General features: G+C 30.2%; 15 protein-coding genes and 1 pseudogene. 12 read left to right on the top strand and 4 right to left on the bottom strand.

What is annotated here, in order from left to right; translation table 11 throughout:
• Nucleotides 1-73 precede the first annotated feature (73 nt).
• From ACQRC6_RS05110 to ACQRC6_RS05055, 12 genes and pseudogenes are all read left to right on the top strand, one after another.
• Entirely contained in the window at nt 74-595 is a 522-nt protein-coding gene (locus ACQRC6_RS05110) for a hypothetical protein (protein WP_226323761.1), read from the top strand.
• Between the two features lie 269 nt (nt 596-864).
• Nucleotides 865-1275 (top strand): sigma-70 family RNA polymerase sigma factor, encoded by a 411-nt coding sequence (locus tag ACQRC6_RS05105; protein WP_427848027.1) that lies wholly within the window; start codon nt 865-867, stop codon nt 1273-1275.
• Nucleotides 1276-1751: 476 nt separating this feature from the next.
• A complete protein-coding gene (locus tag ACQRC6_RS05100) occupies nt 1752-1973 on the top strand; it encodes a hypothetical protein (protein ID WP_000924586.1) in 222 nt (73 codons plus the stop codon).
• Between the two features lie 100 nt (nt 1974-2073).
• Entirely contained in the window at nt 2074-3744 is a 1671-nt protein-coding gene (locus ACQRC6_RS05095; protein ID WP_427848026.1) for a recombinase family protein, read from the top strand.
• Nucleotides 3744-5414, top strand: coding sequence for a recombinase family protein (locus tag ACQRC6_RS05090; protein WP_427848025.1), 1671 nt, complete (start codon nt 3744-3746; stop codon nt 5412-5414). Before ACQRC6_RS05095 ends, ACQRC6_RS05090 begins: the two co-directional genes overlap by 1 nt.
• Entirely contained in the window at nt 5407-6900 is a 1494-nt protein-coding gene (locus ACQRC6_RS05085; RefSeq protein WP_427848024.1) for a recombinase family protein, read from the top strand. Before ACQRC6_RS05090 ends, ACQRC6_RS05085 begins: the two co-directional genes overlap by 8 nt.
• 76 nt (nt 6901-6976) lie before the next feature.
• Nucleotides 6977-7843, top strand: a pseudogene (locus ACQRC6_RS05080) (type I restriction-modification system subunit M); the annotation flags it as partial.
• Nucleotides 7836-9026 carry a restriction endonuclease subunit S gene (locus ACQRC6_RS05075; protein ID WP_427848023.1) on the top strand — a complete coding sequence of 397 codons (1191 nt, stop codon included), beginning with the start codon at nt 7836-7838 and terminating at the stop codon, nt 9024-9026. The pseudogene ACQRC6_RS05080 and the gene ACQRC6_RS05075, both read left to right, overlap by 8 nt.
• Entirely contained in the window at nt 9019-9663 is a 645-nt protein-coding gene (locus ACQRC6_RS05070; protein ID WP_427848042.1) for a restriction endonuclease subunit S, read from the top strand. The genes ACQRC6_RS05075 and ACQRC6_RS05070 overlap by 8 nt, the downstream gene beginning before the upstream one ends.
• Before the next feature lie 34 nt (nt 9664-9697).
• The gene (locus ACQRC6_RS05065; RefSeq protein ID WP_427848022.1) at nt 9698-12721 is read left to right on the top strand and encodes a type I restriction endonuclease subunit R; all 3024 of its coding nucleotides are present in this window, start codon (nt 9698-9700) and stop codon (nt 12719-12721) included.
• 153 nt (nt 12722-12874) lie between these two features.
• Nucleotides 12875-13699 carry a DUF4268 domain-containing protein gene (locus tag ACQRC6_RS05060; protein ID WP_427848021.1) on the top strand — a complete coding sequence of 275 codons (825 nt, stop codon included), beginning with the start codon at nt 12875-12877 and terminating at the stop codon, nt 13697-13699.
• A 300-nt stretch (nt 13700-13999) separates the two neighbouring features.
• Nucleotides 14000-15382, top strand: a complete 1383-nt coding sequence (locus tag ACQRC6_RS05055) for an S-layer homology domain-containing protein (RefSeq protein ID WP_427848020.1) — start codon at nt 14000-14002, stop codon at nt 15380-15382.
• Nucleotides 15383-15530: 148 nt separating this feature from the next.
• Here the strand turns inward: ACQRC6_RS05055 and ACQRC6_RS05050 are convergent, their stop codons facing one another.
• The 4 genes from ACQRC6_RS05050 to ACQRC6_RS05035 are packed head-to-tail and all read right to left on the bottom strand — an operon-like array spanning nt 15531 to nt 18968.
• The gene (locus ACQRC6_RS05050) at nt 15531-15833 is read right to left on the bottom strand and encodes a DUF3870 domain-containing protein (protein WP_427848019.1); all 303 of its coding nucleotides are present in this window, start codon (nt 15831-15833) and stop codon (nt 15531-15533) included.
• Nucleotide 15834: 1 nt separating this feature from the next.
• Nucleotides 15835-16623 (bottom strand): serine hydrolase, encoded by a 789-nt coding sequence (locus tag ACQRC6_RS05045; protein WP_427848018.1) that lies wholly within the window; start codon nt 16621-16623, stop codon nt 15835-15837.
• A 25-nt stretch (nt 16624-16648) separates the two neighbouring features.
• Nucleotides 16649-17830, bottom strand: coding sequence for a DUF819 family protein (locus ACQRC6_RS05040; protein ID WP_427848017.1), 1182 nt, complete (start codon nt 17828-17830; stop codon nt 16649-16651).
• Nucleotides 17831-17873: 43 nt separating this feature from the next.
• Nucleotides 17874-18968, bottom strand: coding sequence for a dipeptide epimerase (locus ACQRC6_RS05035; RefSeq protein WP_427848016.1), 1095 nt, complete (start codon nt 18966-18968; stop codon nt 17874-17876).
• Nucleotides 18969-19460: the final 492 nt, after the last annotated feature.

Genomic DNA, 19460 nt, shown 5'->3' with positions numbered 1-19460 from the left:
CAAACATTCAAGTTTGTAAATAAGTTGTATTGGGGTGATTAGATTGAGAATAAGTAAAACTTTAAAGAATATAATGAACATGTATGCAGATAGCAACTTGAAATTTGAAGAAATTAGTTCAGCTGCAAAACTTATTTTAAGTTTATATAGACAAGTTACCTGGGCAGTAGATAGCAGGGCAAATTTTATGATGTTTGAGAGTAAAGAAAACTATGGGTCAACTTCAGAATCTGCTTACTTGTATCTTTCTACATTTGCTCCAGAAAAAGTTGAAGAAAAGTTTAATAATAGAGTTTCCAATGTAATGGATAGTAAGCTTATGCTTTTAATAATTTATGATGCTTGTGTTAGGCTAAAAGTTTATCCAGAATATGGAGAAATCTATCATAAGATTATTTATAACTACTACATTGCTGAAAAAAAGATTACTGATGAAGCTTGTATGAGAAGCGTATCTTTAGAGAGAACTGTTTATTATCAAAGAAAAAAGGAAGCAATTGCATTGGTTGGTGTAATAATTTGGGGATATACTTTACCGACTGCTATTAGCCAACTTGAAGACGGTCGTAGCATTGAAGAAATAATGAACATCTAAGAAATTAATTTATGACGAACTTATTGCGTACTATTTCCGAATGAAAAAAGTACCATATACGAATTTTATGTGTACTTAAGTGCATATATAATATCCATGATGGGTGATCTGCACCTAAATTTAATATTGGCATTTATTGACTGAAAGAATTTATTTTCTTTCGGTCTTTTTTTATGCCCAGGAGAATATATGCATAGAATTAGAAGCCCTCCTTGTGTGAATTTTATTTTCAAACAAAAGAAATTCATGTCAACAAGGAGGAAAAATTAATGGACAAAGAATATTATTTATTTGTAGAAGGAAAGAAAGTAGTTGTTAGCAAGGAAGTATATCTTGCTTATCATAGTGAATTGAATAAAGAAAAATATCAAATGAGAAGAGACAGGTTAAATAACTGTTTCTTTTTTTGTTCCTATAATCATGATGGTAATTTTGAAGAAAATTTAGAAGATCTGGAATTTGATGTTGAAAAAATTATCGAAACAAAGGAAATGATTGAAGAAGTAAGAAGAGCTATTTCTAAACTCAACCCTGTTGAAAGGGATTTGATAGAAAGTCTTTTTTATAAAGAAAAAACAATTAGAGAAGTAGCTGCTAAACTGAATATTTCTCATCCAGCCGTTATAAAAAGGCGTAATAAAGTCTTAGAAAAACTAAAGGAAATGTTGGAAAACTTTTAGATGACAGTTGCCAAGAAGGTCTAATTTTCACTGTTACTTATACAGTGGGAATTGGACCTTTTCATTTAACCAAATTTATTTTTGAAAATTGGTTACCAAGAAAGACTTCTTTTCACTGTTAAGTATAAGAGGGTAATTTTAAACAATTTTGTTTCATCAAGATAAGTATTTTCTGATGGTCAAATTTTAAAAAGATTAATAGCTCTCGATAAATTTTGAACCTTAACAATTGAATAGACCAAGACAAGACATTAATCATTTTTGGAGCGTAATAACCTATCCGCCAAGATCTTTCTGCTGAATAATTCGGCAAAACAAGTACTGCTAAGCTAAAAGCAAGGGAAGAAGAAAGGGAGCGATAAGTAAGAGTTTGAATATAGGGAGGGATACCCTATTCGCTATGAAGAAAGTGAGGATAATGATACTTCTAAGGTTGAAGCCGGCTCATCCTGAATAGAGGCGGAGGTGAGATTCCTATGTTGCTAATCCAAGGCACTTGTCAATGTCAAAAAACTTTAATTTTATATTGTGAGGTAAAACCTATGAATACAAAAGAAAAGAAGAAATGTAAACCTAAAGAGCAAATATCAAAAGAAGATTATTCTAAAAAAATTACTTACACTCAAAGTGATAAAGAGTCCCTCGACTTACTAGATATTGTAGAACTTTATTTATGTAGAGCTTGTATAAGACTATAAGCTGGGGTGCTGACTTAAAAACTTGGGTGCGGTAAAATATAAGTGGTAGAAGAACTCCTTAATGACTATTTGCCCAAATACAAATTAAGGAGGTTTTGTGATGGAAAAATTTGCTTGTATGTATCTTCGTTTATCGAGAGAGGATGGAGATAGCACAGAAAGTAATTCTATTTCAAATCAAAGACAGATTATCAAATCATATGCAAGGGACAATGATTTTAAAGTTGTTGCTGAATATGTAGACGATGGCTTTTCAGGATCTAATTTTGACAGACCAAAATTTAAGAAGATGATTCAAGATCTTGAAGAAAAGAAGTTCAAAACAATTATTGTGAAGGACTTATCCCGTTTTGGGAGAGATTATATCGAATCAGGAAAATATCTACAAAAGATATTTCCAGAAAAAGGTATAAGGTTTATATCCGTAAACGATAATTATGACAGTGAAAATGCAGATGTAAGCGATACACACCTAATTCTTCCTATAAGAAACTTTATTAATGATTCTTATTGTAGGGATATTTCTATGAAGGTTAAATCTTCAAAAGAAATTAAAAGAAAAAATGGTGAATTTATTGGTGCATTTGCTCCTTTTGGTTATAAGAAAGATAGCAAAAACAAACATAAGTTAGTCGTTGATACAGAAGTTTCGCATATAATTGAAAGAATCTTCAATATGAAGATAGACGGTTATTCGTCTAAGGCTATTGCAGATTTTTTAAATAGCATAGGTTGTGTAACACCATCTAAGCATAAAGAAAATTCTGGTGATAATCATACTACTGGTTTTATTGTTAAAGACTCTAAATGGGACGCAAAAATGGTCAATAGGATTATTACAAACAAGGTCTATATAGGAGTACTTGAACAAGGGAAAACTAGAAAACTAAATTACAAGTCTAAGAGAGAAGTAGAAGTAAATGAAGAAGATTGGATTGTAATAAACGACTCTCATAAGCCTATTATTTCAAAAAGCATTTATGCTTTGGCTAATAAGATGATGCTCCGAGATGTAAAACAATCAGCAGATATACCACATATTTTATCAGGAATGCTTTATTGCAAAGATTGTGGATCTTCAATGGTTAGAAGAAAGGTTAAGTCCAAGAATGGATATAATATTTTTTATATTTGTTCTCACTATAATAACAAAGGGGATTGCACAAGACATAGTATAAAAGAAGACTATCTACTGGATATGACTCTTTTTGCACTTAAAGATTATTTAAAGAAATATAATGAATTACTAAGTCAAGTTAATAAGTTAGATGTATCAAAAGTTACATTTAATATTGACTTTGAAAGCTTAAACTCAGAAAAGAGAAAGTATGAAAGACTTAGACAATCTTTATATATGGACTTAGAAGATGAACTTATAACTTCTGAAGAGTTTGAAAGGTTCAGAAAAAATTATCTTATTAAGATCAGGGAAATAGAGAAACAAATTGCTACAAAGAAAAATATACTTGCTAGCTTGCAAGAAAAGATGAAAAACAAGGACAGTTTGGTTTCCAAAATTGTTCCCACTGATTTAAGCAGCCTAAATAGACTAACAATTGTATCTTTTATAGATAGAATTGAAATTGGAGAAAATAATGAGATTAATTTTGTCTTTAATAATTTGGAAACAGTTAACTTACTGAAGACCCTTATAAAAGAAGAAAGTGAAAGTAAGTCCGAAGTAAAGAAAAATTTGATTTCAATAAATAAGGTCTTTGGAAATTCTCTTGAAAATAAGACTCCAATGCAATTAGCTGGAGGTGTTTTATAATGGCAAGAACTTCCAAAAGATATATTGAAAAGAAAAATGAAAAGACAGAAAGAAAAGTCTTTAAGGCCGGAATTTATACAAGACTATCTAACGAAAGAACAGAAGAGTGGAGAGAAAAATCATACTCAATAGAAACTCAAATACTGTCTTGTAAAGAATATGCATTAAAAGAAAATATAGATGTTTTAGAAGTTTACACTGACTATGAATATAGTGGGACAAACTTTGAAAGACCATCATTTCAGAATATGATGCAAGATATTAGAGATAGAAGAATCAATTGTATTATTATCAGAGATTTATCAAGACTTGGAAGAGAATATCTCGAAATGGGAAGATTGATTGATAAAGTTTTTCCATTTTTAGGTGTTAGATTTATTTCAGTTAATGATAAATTAGACACAGTCAAAGAAACAGATTCAAAGAAATCTTTTGAGGTTACTCTTAAAAATATTATCAACGATATGTATGCTAAGGATATTTCAGTTAAGATAAAGACCTCAAAACACAATAGAGCAAGAAACGGATACTTTATTGGATCTGTTCCACCTTACGGGTACAAGATTAAAAAATCTAAAGAAGGTCAAAAACTTGTAATTGATGAAAATGTTAGATTTATTGTGGAAGAGATGTTTGATTTGACTCTTCAAGGCAAAAGCCAATATGAAGTCGCAAAGCATTTTAATGAAAAAGGCTATGCTCCTGGAATGATTTACTATAAAACTGGGAGAGTTTACAGACAAGATGATGATCCTGAATGGAATAAAGGGACAATTTCAAAAATGCTTACAAACCCAGCTTATACGGGGACTTTAGTACAAGGAGTTAAGCAACAAAATCTAGCAAAAGGCATTAAGCAACATTTTGTAGACGAAAGTCAGTATATAATTTGTGAGAATGCACATGAAGCAATCATTTCTAAGGAAGTTCACGAAAGAATCTTACGAGAAAGACAAGAAAGAAAGAAAAATCATGTTTTCAGTTCGCCAATGCACAATTTTGAAAATAGGGACTATGAGAACAGATTTAAAGGTCTTGTAATTAATAATAATACTGGCAAAGAACTTAATAGAAGAACTCGTATCTATGGTAAAAATAAAGATAGACTTTACTATTCATTTCAGAATGAGAGATTTAGTGGAAGTATAAAGCCTGAAAAATCAGTATTCATTATGGAAAGAGATTTGGATCAGGCTATTAGTGATAAGATTTCTGAGTTTATTATGAAGACAACTAGCAAGACAAAATTTGTTAACCGAATTAAAGCTAGATTTAATAACGCAATAGATACTTTTAAGAAAGACATTGAAAATCTTAAAAGAAAAAATCTAAATGAAGAAAATATCATTCAAAGAGCCTATGAAGAATATAGTCTAGGCAAGATTGATAGAGATGAATATCTATTAAAAAGAGAGATAGCTCAAAGTCATATGGATACATTTGATAATGAGATTTCAGCAATTGAAGTTAATATATCAAAACTTAAAAAAGAAAGATTAAAATCAACAAAATGGATAAATGATTTATATGCTTCAAAGAATTTGGAAAAGCTACCTGGAGATTTAATCCATAGCTTAATCGAAAAAATAATAGTTTATGATAAACACGAATTTGAAATAGCCTTTAAATTCAATATAGATAATTTGGTAGGAGGAACAGACGATGAGTAAGGTTGCTCTTTATATTAGATTATCCGTTGAAGATATGATAAAGACTGATGAGAGTGAAAGTATCATAAACCAAAGAGCATATCTAAACGATTATCTCGACAAGAATGAAGAATTTAAGAACTTCACAAGAGAAGAATATGTCGATGATGGATATTCTGGAACAAATGAAAATAGACCAGCCTTTCAAAGAATGCTGGAAGATGTAAAGAAAAATAATATCCAGACGATAATTGTAAAAGACTTGTCCAGATTTATGAGAGATTATATAACACTTGGAGATTATCTTGAAAATATATTTCCATTCCTAGGAGTAAGGTTTATCGCCATAAATGATGGTTATGATAGTGACAAAGAAAAAGGAAATGGAACAGATTTAGATATTCAATTCAAGGGACTATTATATGATTTCTACACAAAAGATATTTCTGAGAAAGTAAAGTCTTCTATGACCACACTTAAAAAACAAGGAAAGTTTTTAGCTTGGAGTCCACCATTGGGATATATGAAAGATCCTAATGATAGACATAAAATCATAGTTGACGAAGAAACAGCCTGGATAGTAAAGAAGATATTCAAACTTGCACTTGATGGTATATCTTCAAGAAATATAGCTAAGATATTAAATGAAGAAAAAATTCCAACACCATCAAAAAGGAAGAGCGAATTAACAAATCTTGATTTCGAATATTCAATAATTAGAACTGCAAAAAAGCCTAGACCAACTTGGACTAATGGCAATGTAATAGATGTATTAGCAAATGAAAATTATACTGGAACTTACACTTTCAATATGCAAGATAAGTCAGTATTAAATCCATCTTCTTTTAAATTCAAACCAAAAGAAGAATGGGGAAGAGTTGAAAATAACCATGAAGCTATTATATCTAAAGAAGACTTTGAAAAAGTTCAGAAGATTAAAGAGAAGAATCTATTTATGAAAGGTAAAAATACCGATTATGAATGGAGAAAGAAATCTCCACTACAAGGTTTTGCAAAATGTCCAACTTGTAATCACATTCTAGGGTGTATTCAATCAAAAAGAAAACGAAAAGATGGAACTATAAGAGTTCACACATATTTTTCTTGTAGGATATGTAAGTGTAATAATGTAAAACATAAGAACTCAAGAGCAGGAAGCCTTGAAGAACAAGTGTTTGAAGCAATAAAAGAAAAATATGGTCTAGAAGATCCAATCAAGAATGAAAAAGTAAAAGTTAAACCTATGGAAAAATCTATCGAAGATCTTGAAGCTAAGAAAATGCAAAATTTTGAAAAGTATAAATTAGGCAAGATGAATAGACAAAAATTCATTGACTCTAAAAATTCGATAGATGAAGAAATACAAGCAATAAAAGAAAAAATACTAAAAGCAAAAGAAGAAAAAGAAGTAATAGACAACACTAAACTTACCAGAGAATTGATGGAGAAATATATAGATTCAGTATTCTGTGAAGGAAACGAAGTGTTGAACATAATATGGAAGTAGCTAAGGGAGTGAGCAATCACTCTCTTTTAAATTACATAACCATAATCCCTTTTTTGTCATAAGCTTGACATGAGAGGGGAGTGGAAGTTTGCTTTTGCAGATGAAAAAGCAATTTGATGAACATATAATTGACGAAGGATTTTTTGGACAAGAAATCAATATGACCAACTTTAATTTGGCTCGCATGAATATGTTCCTTCACAATGTAAATTACAATAACTTTTCAATTAAAAGGGGAGACACTCTAATTAATCCCTTACATAAAGATGAAAAGCCCTTTGATGCCATAGTATCAAATCCACCATATTCAATAAAGTGGGTGGGAGACGGAGATCCAACACTAATAAACGATGAAAGATTTGCACCAGCAGGTAAATTGGCGCCAAAATCTTATGCCGACTATGCCTTTATTATGCACTCATTATTTTATCTTTCAAGCAAGGGTAGGGCAGCCATCGTATGTTTTCCAGGAATTTTTTACAGAAAAGGCGCTGAAAAAACAATTAGAAAATATCTTGTAGACAATAATTTTATTGACTGTATTATTCAGCTTCCAGAAAATCTCTTCTTTGGTACGTCAATAGCCACTTGTGTTTTAGTTATGGCGAAAAACAAGACAGAAAATAAAATTCTATTTATTGATGCCAGCAAAGAATTTAAGAAAGAAACAAATAATAATATTTTAGAAGAAAAAAATATTGAAAAAATCCTTGATGAGTTCAGAAATAGAAAAGGAGTAGAATACTTTTCAAGATATGTAGATAAGGCGGAAATAGAAGAAAATGATTATAACCTTTCTGTTTCAACTTATGTAGAAAAAGAAGATACAAGAGAAAAGATAGATATAAAAGTTTTAAATAGGGAAATTGAAGAAACTGTAAAGAAAATAGATGAACTTAGAGCCTCCATAAATGAAATAATAAAGGAGCTTGAAGATGAGTAAGATAGATGAGCTACTAAAAAATGAAAAGGTGGAGTGGAAAAAGCTGTGGGAAGTCGCTGTAATATCTAAGGGGAAGCAATTCAATAAAAGAGATATGTTGGTAGATGGAATGTATCCAGTAATTAATGGTGGAGTTTTGTCATCAGGTTATATTAATGCGTTTAACTCCGAAGAGAATACAATCACAGTGTCGCAGGGAGGAGCTTCTGCTGGATTTGTTAATTTTATTGAGGAAAAGTTTTGGTTAGGTGCTCATGCATTTTCAGTAGTTCCTAATAACGATATAATAAAAAGTTACAATTATGATTATAGCTGTCTTAATAGATTTTTATTTCATATATTAAAAATGAATCAACCTAAGCTTCAAGAATCTAAAGAAGGAGCTGGTATTCCAAGTGTTTCTAAAGATAAACTCTCAAATATAGAAATACCATTGACATCGAAAGAAACTCAAGAAAAAATTGTAAAAGTACTTGATAAATTCACAAATTATGTTTCTAAATTACAAGCTGAATTACAGGCTAGGACTAAACAGTATGAGTATTATAGAGATTTATTATTAAGTGAAGATTATTTGAATAAAATTTCAGAAAAAATATTTTTTGAAAACAAATATGAATTGAAAAATGTTTTTTTAGAAGAAATTGCAAAAATAAGGAATGGAAAAGATTGGAAATCTTTGGGTCAAGGTGATATTCCTGTATATGGGAGTGGTGGTAAAATGAATATTTATGTAAATAAATATTCATATAACAAACCTACTGTTTTACTACCTAGAAAAGGTTCAATAAAAAATGTTTTTTATTTAGATGAACCATTTTGGAATGTAGATACTATTTTCTATACAGAAATAGATGATAAGAAAATAATCCCTAAGTATCTTTATTATTTTATCGAAAATTTCGATATTTCCAAGTTGAGTACAGATTTTACAAGACCAAGCCTTACACAATCAATTTTAAATAAAATAAAAATAGATTTGCCACCTATTCCAATTCAAAATAAAGTGGTTGAAATTTTAGATAAGTTTCAATCTTTGCTTTCTGATACAAAGGGATTATTGCCTCAAGAAATTGAACAAAGACAAAAACAATATGAATATTATCGCGAAAAACTCTTGACATTTGACAAAAATGTGGTAGAGAGAGAGAGAGAGAGAGAGAGAGAGAGCTTACATCTCTAAATGGTATTTAAGTGTATTAAAAGAAGCTGCAGCTATTGTTGGAGTAAAACTATTTGGCTTTGAGTGGAAAAAATTAAAGGACATTACCCAATATTCTTCTAAAAGAGTATCAGCGGAGTTATTAAATGCAGAAAACTATGTTGGTGTTGAAAATTTATTGAAAAATAAATTAGGAAAGGTAGATTCCAGTTATGTTCCTAATACAGGAAATTTAATTGCTTTTAAAAAAGGCGATATCTTGATAGGGAATATAAGACCATATTTAAGAAAGATTTGGATAGCAAATGTTGATGGTGGGACTAATGGCGATGTATTGGCATTTTGTATAAAAGATGATTTTAAAAATAAGATTATACCTAGATTTTTGTATCAAATATTGTCTAGTGAATCTTTCTTTGAATATGATATCAAATTTTCTAAAGGGGCAAAAATGCCAAGAGGAGATAAAAATAAAATCATGGAATACGAGGTTCCATTACCATCTCTCCCAGTCCAAGAATATATTGTTTCTATTCTCGATAAGTTTGATGCGCTTATCAATGATATCTCTCAAGGTTTACCAAAAGAAATAGAGTTAAGACAAAAGCAATATGAATATTATAGGGAAAGATTATTGAATTTTCCAAGAAAAAATTAGTAACTATATGATACAAATGGAAGGAGTAATTTAGATGTCAGAAAATAAAGTAAATTATAATACATCTACAATTGCCGAAATGACTGGCGGAATTATTTTAGCTAATTTTAAAAAAGACCTTCAAGTTAGAGAAACTGCCTATCAAAGTGAAGCTGAACTTGAAAGCCAATTGATTGAAAATTTAGTTTCTCAAGGGTATGAGAGGCTAATTGTAAAGTCAAAGGATGAATTATATGCTAATTTAAAAATTCAAATTCAAAGATTAAATAATGTATCTTTTTCAGGTGAAGAGTGGAGCAGATTTTTACTTGAATATTTAGATGCTCCAAGTGATGGTATGATTGAAAAAACTCGAAAGGTGCAGGAAGATCATGTCTATGATTTTATATTTGATGATGGACATTTGCAAAATATTAAGATCATCGATAAGAAAAATATTCACAACAATTTTTTGCAGGTTACTAATCAGGTAAGTGGCGAAGGGAAAAATCGAAATCGTTATGATGTTACTATTTTAGTAAATGGTTTGCCCCTCGTTCATATTGAGCTTAAAAAAAGAGGCGTAAATTTGCATGAGGCCTTTAACCAAATCCACAGATACAGCAAGGAAAGTTTTAACAGTGATAATTCCTTATATAAGTATGTTCAGATATTTGTCATCTCTAATGGAACTTATACTAGATATTTTGCCAATACAACAGCACAGAATAAAAATAATTATGAGTTTACTTGTGAATGGGCAGATGCTAAAAACAAGGCGATTTGTGATTTAGAGGACTTCACTAAAACTTTTTTTGAAAAGCGTGTCATTCTTGAAGTGCTTACAAAATATTGTGTATTTGATGTCAACAATACTCTTCTTATTATGAGACCCTATCAAATAGCGGCGACTGAACGAATTTTGTGGAAGATAAAATCAAGTTATGAGGCGAAAAAAGCCGGCAGACCAGAAGCTGGAGGTTTTATTTGGCACACAACAGGTTCTGGAAAGACTTTGACATCCTTTAAGGCGGCAAGGCTTGCTACATCTCTTGATTTCATCGATAAGGTGTTTTTTGTTGTAGATAGAAAAGACTTAGACTACCAAACAATGAAAGAGTATCAAAGATTTCAGCCAGACAGTGTGAATGGAAGTAAAGATACAAAGGAACTTAAAAGGTGCATTGAAAAATATGACAATAGGATTGTAGTTACTACAATACAAAAACTAAATGAATTTGTTAAGAAAAATCCTGACCATGAAATTTATGATAAACATTGTGTTCTTATATTTGATGAATGTCATCGCTCTCAGTTTGGAGAGGCACAGAAAAATATAAGGAAGTCATTTAAAAAATATTACCAATTTGGATTTACAGGAACGCCAATTTTTCCAGAAAATTCTCTTGGTGGAGATACAACAGCAAGTATTTTTGGAGCGCAACTGCACAGCTATGTTATTACGGATGCCATTCGTGATGGCAAAGTTTTAAAATTCAAAGTGGATTATAATAATATTACACCGAAATTTAGAACTGCGGAGAAAGAAGAAGATGAGAAGAAATTAGCTAAATTGGAAAATAAAATGCTACTCCATCCGCAGCGAATAAGTGAGATTACAAAACATATTCTCAAGGTATTTAATACGAAAACACATCGCAATGAGTTTTATGACTTGAAGCATAGAAGGCTCAATGGTTTTAATGCAATGTTTGCTGTACAAAGTATTGAAGCGGCAAAGTTATATTATGAAGAGTTTGAAAGACAACAGAGCAGTTTACCCGAAGATAAAAGATTAAAAATAGCTACAATTTTTAGTTTTGCACCTAATGAGGAACAAAGGGCAATTGGAGAGATAGCAGAAGAGGATTTTGATGTTTCAGCTATGGAGATGACGGCAAAAGAATTTTTGGATAAGGCAATTGCTGATTATAATAGTTACTTCAAAACTAATTTTTCTACTAATGGGAATGAATTTCAAAATTACTATAAGGATTTGTCTCTTAAAGTAAAAGATAAGAAAGTTGATTTGCTAATAGTAGTGGGAATGTTTTTGACAGGCTTTGATGCGCCTACATTAAATACATTATTTGTAGATAAAAATTTGAGATATCATGGTCTTATTCAAGCTTTTTCAAGAACTAACCGCATACTTAACAAGGTAAAAACATTTGGCAATATTGTTTGTTTTAGAGATTTAGAAAAAGCTACTCAAGATGCAATCAAAATCTTTGGCGATGAAAACAGTGTAAACATTATTTTAGAAAAGAGCTATGAAGAGTACATTTATGGTTTCAAAGATGAAGAAACTGGCAATGTAGTCAAGGGTTATATAGATATTTGTAATGAAATTATATCTAAATTTCCTGAACCTACAGAAATTATATTGGAAGCTGATAAAAAAGAATTTGTAAAACTTTTTGGTGAGTTATTGAAATCTGAGAACATTCTGAAGAATTTTGATGAGTTTGAAAACTTTGAAAAAATCATCTCAGACAGACAGATGCAGGATATGAAAAGCGTCTATGTTGACATTAGGGAAGGCATTTTAAATTCAAGGGGCAATGAAAATCCACAAGGCGATAAAATTGATTTTTCTGATGTTGAATTTCAAATTGATTTGCTTAAAACAGATGAGATAAATCTGGATTATATTTTGGCTTTAATATTGGAAAAGTCAAAAGAAAATGATAATGTGGAAAGTTTAAAAGCAGAAGTTCGCAGGGTAATCAGGTCAAGCCTTGGCACAAGGGCAAAAGAAGAGTTGATTATGGATTTTATAAATAACACAAGATTGTCTGAACTAAAAAACACTGATGACATTCTTGAATCCTTTTATAGATTTGCAAAGAAAGAGAAAGAGAATAAAATTATATCTTTAGTTGATGAAGAAAGTTTAAAAGAAGATTCAAAGCGTTTTATAGAAAAATCCATTAGTAAAGGCTATGTAGAATATGCGGGAGATGAGCTTGATCGAATCATTCCGCCGACTTCACGCAGGCATGGTGCTAGGGAAAAGAAAAAAGAATTTGTGCTAGAAAAAATAAGAAAAATTGTAGAAGTTTTTGTTGGAATATAATTAGATTTTAATTTTCTTTTAAAGATGAGTTGATTTTGATATGATGGTGAATAAATTGAGATTAGGAAAATTAGAAGAAGTTGATATTAGAGAACTCTGGAAACATGAGCAATATGATTTTCAGAATGGTTATCAAAAGAAGAAAATATTGAGATGCTAGGTGATGAAATAGGATTAACGTTGACAGATATAAATAAAGAAGTCTTTGTTGGTTCTTATCGCTGTGATTTAGTTGCAAAAGATGAAACTACGGGTATTAAAGTAATTATTGAAAACCAATTGGAAGCTACAAACCATGACCATTTAGGTAAAATAATAACATACGCATCTGGCTTAGATGCTAATGTTGTGGTTTGGATAGTTAAAGAAGCAAGAGAAGAACACAGAAGTGCAATAGAGTGGTTAAACAATAAGACGACTAAAGATGTTTCGTTTTTCTTAATGGAAATTCGTGCATATAGGATTGGAGATTCTTTGCCAGCGCCTAAATTTGTGATTATAGAAAAACCTAATGATTTTGTAAAAACAACAAACGCAAGTGTTGACAATAGAGAGTTAAGCAAATCACAGGCTGAAAGGTTGAATTTCTGGAATAGATTTAATGAAGTTTTAATTTCAAGAAATAAGCCCTTTAATGTAAGAAAAGCAACAACAGATCATTGGTATGATGTTGCTCTTGGCATAAGTGAAGCACATATTTCAATTACATTGGTAAATAAAACAAATAGTATAGGCATAGAAGTTTACATTAATGATAATAAGGAACTTTTTGATAGTTTATACTCAGTATCTGAAGAAATAGAAAATGAATTAGGATTTAACATGGATTGGCAAAGGTTAGATAATAAAAAGGCCTCCAGAATTATCTATTATATTAGCGGATTAGATTTTGATAATCACGAAAACTATGACGAACTTATAAATGAAGTAATAGATAAAGTTATTGTTATCAAAAGGGCTTTTAGAAATCATTTGTAAAGAAACTAGGATGGGTAAGATTTAAAAATTAATCTTAAATTAGACGAAAATTCAGTATGCAATAAATGAAAAGCCTTAATATTAAATGTCTTAAATTTAGTTAAAGTAAAAATGGCAAAAATCCTTAAAACATTATAACATTTGGCATTTAATTGAAAAAATATAAATCTATTAAAAAAAGAGAAGTCGCAATTTTTTAAGGTTTCTCTAAAAATATAAATTTTATCGTAATATTTTATAAATTCTCAACAACTTTCAAATGTATAATATATTTGAATTTATTAATTTATGGAGAGAATTATGAAAAAAAAATTAGCAATAACTTGTCTATCTTTTGGACTTGTAGCTGCAAATGTATCAAATGTATTTGCCTATTCACTTCCAAAGATAGCTGATGCAAAAAATGTAGAAGAAAAAATTGAACTGCTTCAAAAGGATAAATATATCGCAGGATATGAAGACAATAAACTTCATCTTGACAGAACTCTAACAAGAGCAGAGCTTACAAAACTTGTAGTTTATATGCTAAAAGAGGAAGATAAAGCAAAAGCGTTAAATGAAAAAGAAAATCCATTTAAAGATGTTAAAAAAGATTTCTGGGCAAATGGAATAATTTCTCTAGGAACAGAACTTAAAAACAATAAAGAAGTAGCATTAATTGCAGGATATCCTGACAAGACTTTTAAGCCAAATGATAAAATAACATATTCAGAAGCCATGAAAATTTTAGTGGTACTAAAAAAAGCTGACCTAGATAAAAAGATGGTAGAAAGTGCAAAGTGGCCAACATCATGGATTGATTGGGCAAGGGAAGAAAAAATCTTAACGGATGAAATTACAGAAAAAGATTTTAACAAGGAAATCCCTAGAAAAGATGCTTTCATTTTAGTTTACAATACTTTAAATCCAAAAGAAGCTAAAGAAATTAAAGACAAACAAGACAACAAAGAATTGGACATCAAAGTTGTAAAGGAAAATATTAAAAACTATCTTGAAAACCTAGAAAAAGATAAAGCACTTGAGGCAATAGATAAATTTGCAGGGGATGATGGTTTCTCAGGAAGAATCGACAAAAAAGATGTTGCTCTTAAAGAATTAAATAAAGTAATGGATAGAGCAAATGAATTAGTTAAAAAAGATACGCTTACTAAAGAAGAAGAAAAGGAATTAAGAGATCTTTTACCTAAACTTCATAAAAAGAAAGATGTATTAGTTGGCGGACTTGCAGATAAAGTTAAAAACTTTGTAGTGGATTGGCATGTAATTGGAGAAAGAACTTTTAAAGCATCTCACAACAAAGAATACCCTGTTTTAAAAGATGATAAAATTGAAATAAAATCAAAATCAGTAACAGCAGATGACAAAAACTTAAATATAAAAATAAATTACGTAACAAAAGAAAACTACGAAGATAAATCATTAGATACAACAACAGGAGCAACTCCAAAATACAAGAAAAGCACATTAGATAAAAAATTCTACACAGTTGAAAAAACAAAGGATGGTTTTATAATAAAATTAAATAAAGATGTCGAAGGATTCGACGCACAATTTAAAGATATTAAAATTTTAAAACCAATTGTAGTTTATACTCTCACAACAACAAAAGAAATGAGAGACAATAAAGAAGTAATGGCAAAGACAGTTATTGAAAATGGAGATTTAGTTTTTATTGAAAAATAGAAATTGTGAAAAATTTTATTTATCAAAAGTCCAAAAAAAGGCGAGGTTTATTATCCTCGTCTTTTTTGACTCTTTGTAAATAGTGTTTGTGAAAAATAGAAAATATATCCTACAAATATACCCTCTACGATAAGTAGAGGGCATAGTATTATCTTAATTTTTTATATCTCTGCAAGGCGTCTTTATAAGCTGTAATTATTGCCTTAGTAGAAGAAGCGTTGTATCTTTCTAAAATTTCCTTTGTGATTAAATCTTCATCAGTAATATTTTTGCCAATAAAGATTCCCCTTATAAAATCACGTGTAAGTGTAAGAGTAGCATTACTGTCCATATTGATAATATCTCCATTTTCTTTAATTTCAAAAGCCATATAAAAAATCCCATAAATTTTTGTAATGGCATTGTCTGAATTTGTCCTAGCTTCTCCTGTGAGATATAATGTGTTTTTCATCTTATACTCCAATTTTATTATAAATTTTTAGAGATATTTTACCAATTAATTCTTTTGCAAGAATATTTGACTTTGCTTGGTTTACTAAAATCACGAGAATATAATTTTTATTTTCTGTAAAAAATATACCTCCGTCATTTTCCAAATTATCTAAGTCCCCGCTCTTATTTGCAATTTTTAAATTTTCTTTTAGATATCTTTGCAATCTATCTCTTTCTTGTTGTTTCAAAAGAATATCGAGAGCAAGCTTAGACATATCTTCGCTTAAAAAACTTTTTTCATAAATACTTTTTAGAATTTTCAAAATATCATCTGAAGAGGTGTAATTGTCGAGTCCTCTTTCTTTAGCGTCTAAATCCATCATATTTCTTTGGAGTGTTGTTTTTTTAAGTCCGAAAATTTTACCCGTGTTATTTATTTCGTCCATCCCAATTTTTTCAATCAAAATATTTGTTGAAAAGTTGTCGCTTATTATTATCATAAGCGTCAAAAGCTCTCTTATAGAAAATAAATGGTCGCAGGAAAGCTCCTTTAATATTCCAGATCCTTCCACTCTTTTTTCTTTCTCAAGCTTTATTTTTTCATCAAGTGAAATTTTTCCTTCTTCAACATTTTTTAGAAGAGTAAGCATTATTAAAAGTTTTATCATACTTGCTGAAGGCATTTGTTTATCGCCTCCAACAGAAAAATTTTCTCCACTATCTAAGTCATAAAAACTTACAGAAACATTAAAAAAGCTTTCATTTACAATATTTTCTATTTCATCCTTTAATTTATTATAGTTTATCATATCATTGTTTTCTTTTCTATTAAACTTAGCTTAAAAGCTTTAATATTTGTCCCATTCCTATACCAAAGAAGTTTCCAAGTGCAGCTCCCAGTACTCCCATTAATACTCCTATACCTGCATAAGATGCGTCATAAGCACTGGCAACTATTGGAGCTGATGCTGAGCCGCCTATGTTTGCAAGTGATGCTGTGGATACCATACATAAATCCCAGTGAAAAATTTTTGAAAATACATACATAAGTATTACGTGAACTGCAAGGATGAACAATCCATATACTATCCACATTGGAGCAGAAATCAAGTCAACTACTGATGCTGTTGAAGCTAATAATGATACTACTGCGTATAGATATACGTTTGATAATTCTTCTACTGCTGGCAATTTTCCTATTGGTGATAATGCACAAACAAGTCCCAATATTGTAACGAATAATGTTGTGATTGTTCCTTTGTCGAACATTGCCAGTCCCATATTTGTAAAGGCATCTGATAATTTTGATCCAACTAATTGAGATAATGCGGATACTATTAGTGATAGACCTATTAAGAAAATCCAATCTGCTGAGTTAGCAACTTTTTTGTCCTTTGATACTTCCGCTGCTGCTGCATCTGCTATTGCTTGTAATTTTGATGTGTCTGCTTTTGTTGATTTATTCCATTTTGGTGCATATCTTACTGCAAGTAATAGTAGTGCAATCCATAGAGAATAACATACTGTATCAAGTGCTAAAGCACAAGAGTAAGCTCCAGCATCTACTGGTAATGCAGCTTGCATTGCTGCCATGTTTGCTGATCCGCCAACCCAAGATGCGAATAGTGCCGCTACTGCTGCCCATGTATCTGTTCCTAATGTATGCTTGAATATTGGATATCCAACTACAAAACCTATAAAGAGTGTTAACGAACATCCTAAAAATATTGCAACCATTCTTCCACCGAGTTTTGCTAGTTTTCTAAAATCACAACGAAGCAACATTACGAAAATCATTGCATAAAGTAAATTATTTTTTAATGCTGAGTATGCCTTGGAACATTCTTCTGATGAGTATAGTCCCATTGTACAGAAAATCATATTTAGCACATAAATGAATACTAGTGGTGGAACTACGTTAAATATTTTCCATTTTGTGTATTTTTCTAATGCTAGTAATGCACCTGCTATGAACATTAGAAATGCTATATAAGTAAATCCATTAGTTATTACCATAATTTTCTCCTCTCTATTTTATTTCTACATTATTTTAAAAATTTTAAATATCTAAGTATTTTATGCCCTCTACAGATTTTATTCCAAGTCCAATATCTTGTGATACGGTAACTTCTTTTTCATTGAAAATTGCTCCGCCCTCAATAGGGTCTTCTGAACAAAGCACTGGTCCATCTAAGTCTATCTTTGTTATTATTTGTTTTGCACAAGCTAAATGAACAGCTGCGTTTACTGATATTTTTGCTTCTAGCATACATCCTATCATGCATTCTACTCCGCAAACTTCTGCCATGCTAATTATTTTCAATGCATTGTAAAGTCCTCCGCATTTCATTAGTTTTATATTTATTAAATCTGCTGCCTTCATATTTAATATAGTCATTGCATCTTTTGGCGAAAATACACTTTCGTCTGCCAATACTGGTACTATTGAGTGATCCGTTACATATTTTAGTCCTTCATAATCATGAGCCTCTACTGGCTGTTCTACTAATTCTATGTCTAATTGCTTATCTTGCATTGAGTCTAAAATTCTAACTGCTTCCTTAGGTTTCCACGCTTGATTTGCATCTATTCTCAGTCTTACATTTGGACCAATTGCTTTTCTTATGGCCTCAAGTCTTTTTACATCAAGCCTTGGATCTATTCCTACCTTTACTTTTAAAGTGTCGTATTTTCTTTTTACTGCATCTATGGCATCTCTTGCCATTTCTTCAGGATCGTTTACAGAAATTGTTATGTCTGTTACTATTTTATTTCTAGATCCTCCCATTAATTTGTAAACGGGTATTTTGTGAAGTTGTCCATATAAATCCCAAAGTGCAATGTCACAGGCTGCCTTTGCACTTGTATTTTTTACTATGCATGAATTTATATCTTTCATCAAGTTTTCAAAATCATCTATGTCTCTACCTACTATTGTTTTAATTATATGGTCTTTAAAAGCACCGATAATTGATCCTTGTGTTTCGCCAGTTACTGCTCCAGTTGGTGGAGCTTCTCCATATCCTATTTCTCCAGTATCTGTATGTACCTCAACTATTATGTCTTCAACACTATTTACAGATCTTAGTGCTGTCTTAAAGGGAACACGTAATGGTACAGACAAAATGCCTAATTTTACTTTTGTTATTTTCATTTTTACCTCCTTCTAAGTTTTCATTTAGGATTATAAAAATTTTAATCCCAAATAAAAAAGCCCAGCAAAATAAAAGTTATTTATTTACTGGGTCTCAAATTGTTTCTTGATCTATTGTAATAGCTCATGCAAAATGAAGCAGTTAATATTTATTTGTGAAAATATTTTATAATACACAAAATATTTTGTCAATATATTATCGTATTAAAGTTAAATTGTAAAAGATTAAAAGTTTAATAAATACAAAATTCAATTAAGAATAAACTTAATACAAATTAAATCTCCAAGATAATGCTAAGGCTTGTAAATAGATTTATAAATTAAATTTTTATTAGATAAAGAAAAGCACTTGACCATAGACTAATAAATTTATTTAGATAAAAATTACAGAATTAGCTCTAGGAATTCTTGACAAGATGTTTCAATATTAATAGAAAAAAATAAATTTTATGATAAAGAAAAAGCAAATATAATAAAATGACTTAAAAATCA

The sequence above is a fragment of the Peptoniphilus sp. SGI.035 genome, from assembly GCF_050315115.1.
Classification (GTDB): Bacteria; Bacillota; Clostridia; order Tissierellales; family Peptoniphilaceae; genus Peptoniphilus_A.
The sequence above is the reverse complement of the archived record's forward strand: the minus strand, read 5'-3'. Positions and strand labels throughout refer to the sequence as shown.